We start from the raw sequence: 2,954 nt of genomic DNA on the forward strand, positions 1-2,954 counted from the left end.
AATGTCCACATATCGGACATTGACCTTACGGGCAATTTCTACTCTACTGGAGTCGATTGAGAATGCTTTGATAGCCTTCTCTCAATAACGCAGCTGATGCAGAGGCATTCTGTTTGATTTGCGCTAAGGGTTGAGCTTTCATAGGTGCATCACTTCCCAATTCGTAGCTCTTTGCATCAATGACAATTTGAAGCTTCGGAATGACAGGATCATCGTCACCTTCTGTGGTTTTAAACCCATAATGATTAATTGTGATTTGGACGGATTTGCGACTGCATATCTTGGGCCTTGTTTCACTCAAGCACTGCTGCTCAAACCAATTTACAGTCTCTTCATTCACTATGTCGACAAATCGATATTTGCGTGAGAAGGTTTCGTGTATTTCTTTGGCAATCCCCTCATCAATAGCCACGCCAATAGCAATACCGGCGGGCCCCAACGAAGACATAAGCATCATGCCAGCACCAGCGCCTTTACCTTCAAACCGAATGCGGTCTTGACCGGATACAACTGCACTAAGTGTTGGATAAGCATTGGTTTTAATTGCTTGGTTGCTACATGCTGATAAGCATAGTAATACCGTCAAACCTAATAATATTTGTTTCAATCTCAGCCTCTCATTTCATCAATTCAAAACGTCAAATATCAACCTGCTCAGCAATATGTAAGGCATCGTCGATTTCAACACCGAGATATTTTACCGTACTATCCATTTTTCTATGACCTAGCAATATTTGAACAGCTCTTAAATTTTTGGTTTCACGATAGATAATCGTCGACTTTGTTCGTCGTAATGAATGCGTACCATAGGCCACCCTATCTAAGCCGAGACCTCTTACCCAACCCTCAACAATGCGGGCATACTGCCTTGTCGTAATGTGTTTAGACTTACGGCACCGACTCTTGAACAAGTAATCATCAAAACTTAAGTTTGCATGCCTCATCCAATCAAGGATAGATGCCTTACTCTTTTGCGTAATTTCGAACTGAACAGGCTGTTTTGTTTTTTGTTGAATGATGGTAGACCTCGACAGCACATCATCGCCTCGGTACACGTCACGAACTTTCAGTTTAACAAGGTCGCATCCACGTAACATGGTATCAATCGCTAGATTGAACAAAGCTAAGTCTCGACGCTTATGACTTAGCTCAAGCCGAATACGTATACCCCAGATCTGATTGATCTTTAGCGGTAGTTTTTGTCCCGTTAACTTTTCTATAGAAGGTGTTAGGGCTTCATTCATGATAACTCTCCTTTATGTTTAGAAGAGTTATCATTATGGTCAATAATACAAAAAACTGCCTTCAGTGACGCATCAGACCCTATTTAAGACGACCACCATCCCTAATATTAAGTACTAGTCTCACCAATATTATGAACTCTGATATAACCGTTTGCGCAATCACCTTTGCTATCATACCCAATATAGGCTTCAGCCTTTTTGGTATGAAGTGTAAGTAACATCGAAAACATTCTATTCGCTCCTGCTTCGCTTACATCAGTACCAATTGCAAAGTAACCACTATTACATGTTGGGTGATTAGGTTGATTGTCAAGTTTGAACAAAACCAATCCATAGGGATATGTAAAGATGTTTTTTATATGGCCTCGCATGTTAGTGTCATAGTCAGCGTAGCTAACTAAGGTGTTAGTTATAAGTAAGAAAAATACTATCTTCTTCACAATAAGATCCCTTCAAATTTGTTCTTTTCACAACCTATTTCAGACTAAATATAAACTTAGTCGATTAAGTAAATATAACTGGCTTTAGGATAGTTCCTACCACTATCAATTCCGCAACCATCTAGCCAAAACTGCACTTTTTGGTTCGCCATTTTTGCAGCTAGCGCAAAACTGACTATTTCGTTATAAGAATCTATGCCTTCGAAGATTAGCACGTCTCTATTACTATTTTGTCCACTTCCGTTACAATCACTCGGGTCCTGGAAATCAGTACTTCCAGTAACCCTCAAGAAACCACCACCTATCCTAAGGGTCTTGATATCCACCAAACCTGATGCACCAGTTTGAGCTCCTGCAATCCCTCCAAAAGACAACAAACCTAGAATAAGCATACATACAAATCGCATAAAACTTCCTTTTCCCTAGTCTTTAATCAACCTATTCCAGACTCACTCTCTGAAGAGTCTCAATTGATGAAAACGTATCTCCACAAACACCATTTCCTTTCAGCAGCACTGTTTTTCCAGATGCATATGCAGCCAAGAGCATTGAAACCATCGTGCTCTTTCTCAGCTCTGAATTTAGTGGTAACACATATTCCCATGTCGAATTTGTTGTACAACCTGAGGCCGTATAAGTTCCAGTTGCGCTAACAAACATAATGCCCCCATTAACCGTATCGACCATCAACTTATCTACTACCGCTCCAGCTAAAGTAGAAGCAACGGATGCAGTCGAAAAAGATAACAACAGAATAAAACCAATTCGCTCTATCATATATAATTCCCAAAAACTGTAAGAGCTTGTTTCAACCTGTTGTAGGCAGTGCTGGTATATCTAGTTACATGAACTGTTGGTCCTAATCGACCAATAATTCCATCCGCTCAATTTTGGGGTAATTTGAAACACAACCATCAATATAAATATTAATTGGTTTATTTGCCGCTGATGCTACTAGAGCCATAGAGTACATTTCTTTTGAAAGAACTGCTGATGCATCCCACCGCGGTTTGACATGATAAGTACAACTAGTATTGCCAATTGTCGAAGGCTCAGTCTCAATTATAAACAGCCCCGGCGAATTTTGAGCAATTAACTTTGTTATTTTGACTTTACCATTGGCGTCCCAAGCATGGACCTGAAATGATACAAGACATAATAGCGTCAGAATAACTTTCTTCACTGAGTGATTCTCCATTTTTCTCTTTTTAACAACGCCCGGTTGAAGCTTGAAGTTTCTACTATCAACCTATTTGAGACCGTCTAAACC

The 2,954-nt window shown here is 40.0% G+C and carries 6 protein-coding genes; all 6 read right to left on the minus strand.

Going from position 1 to position 2,954, the window contains the following annotated elements:
* Positions 1–43 precede the first annotated feature (43 nt).
* Positions 44–607, minus strand: a complete 564-nt coding sequence (locus A3761_RS01660) for a hypothetical protein (RefSeq protein WP_068567307.1) — start codon at positions 605–607, stop codon at positions 44–46.
* 31 nt (positions 608–638) lie between these two features.
* Positions 639–1,244, minus strand: coding sequence for a tyrosine-type recombinase/integrase (locus A3761_RS01665; protein WP_068567309.1), 606 nt, complete (start codon positions 1,242–1,244; stop codon positions 639–641).
* 107 nt (positions 1,245–1,351) lie between these two features.
* Positions 1,352–1,567, minus strand: a complete 216-nt coding sequence (locus A3761_RS26625) for a hypothetical protein (RefSeq protein WP_197472728.1) — start codon at positions 1,565–1,567, stop codon at positions 1,352–1,354.
* Between the two features lie 173 nt (positions 1,568–1,740).
* Positions 1,741–2,091, minus strand: coding sequence for a hypothetical protein (locus A3761_RS01675; RefSeq protein WP_068567669.1), 351 nt, complete (start codon positions 2,089–2,091; stop codon positions 1,741–1,743).
* 31 nt (positions 2,092–2,122) lie between these two features.
* The gene (locus A3761_RS01680; protein ID WP_068567667.1) at positions 2,123–2,461 is read right to left on the minus strand and encodes a hypothetical protein; all 339 of its coding nucleotides are present in this window, start codon (positions 2,459–2,461) and stop codon (positions 2,123–2,125) included.
* 82 nt (positions 2,462–2,543) lie between these two features.
* A complete protein-coding gene (locus A3761_RS01685) occupies positions 2,544–2,867 on the minus strand; it encodes a hypothetical protein (RefSeq protein ID WP_156491496.1) in 324 nt (107 codons plus the stop codon).
* Between the last annotated feature and the right edge of the window lie 87 nt (positions 2,868–2,954).

It is taken from the genome of Oleiphilus sp. HI0123, from assembly GCF_001635315.1.

Bases quoted from the DNA above. Each gene is read 5' to 3' on its own strand.
- A3761_RS01665 (WP_068567309.1), bottom strand. From the start codon at position 1,244: ATGAATGAAGCCCTAACACCTTCTATAGAAAAGTTAACGGGACAAAAA.
- A3761_RS01680 (WP_068567667.1), bottom strand. From the start codon at position 2,461: ATGATAGAGCGAATTGGTTTTATTCTGTTGTTATCTTTTTCGACTGCA.
- A3761_RS01675 (WP_068567669.1), bottom strand. From the start codon at position 2,091: ATGCGATTTGTATGTATGCTTATTCTAGGTTTGTTGTCTTTTGGAGGG.